This is a genomic window from Mesorhizobium sp. M1A.T.Ca.IN.004.03.1.1, assembly GCF_003997555.1.
In the GTDB taxonomy this organism is placed as follows: domain Bacteria; phylum Pseudomonadota; class Alphaproteobacteria; order Rhizobiales; family Rhizobiaceae; genus Mesorhizobium.
In genome coordinates this window covers 1-236 of record NZ_RZTV01001079.1, presented here as the reverse complement: position 1 = coordinate 236, position 236 = coordinate 1, and the positions used below count along the sequence as shown (strand labels likewise).

Below are 236 nucleotides of genomic sequence, written 5' to 3'. Positions count from 1 at the left end.
CAGATCACATGACCAGTTCCCACCGGCGATACGCTGAGTGGACACCAGATCGCTTTCGGCGCTGGGCCGCATCCATCGGTCAAAGCATGCCGCGAGGATTTCTCCGTTGCATACCACCGCGTTCCCCGGCTGTTCGCCACGCTCGCGCTTGCAAGGGGTGACGGGCGATACGGCAGAATCCCCAAATCTATCGCCAAGACCGACCTGCTGATCCTCGATGACTGGGGACCGGAAAA

The 236-nt window shown here is 60.6% G+C and carries 1 pseudogene; it reads left to right on the top strand.

Annotation, left to right across the window (positions count from 1 at the left end):
• Positions 1–81 precede the first annotated feature (81 nt).
• Positions 82–236 (top strand): annotated as a pseudogene (locus tag EOD29_RS34995) (ATP-binding protein); the annotation flags it as partial.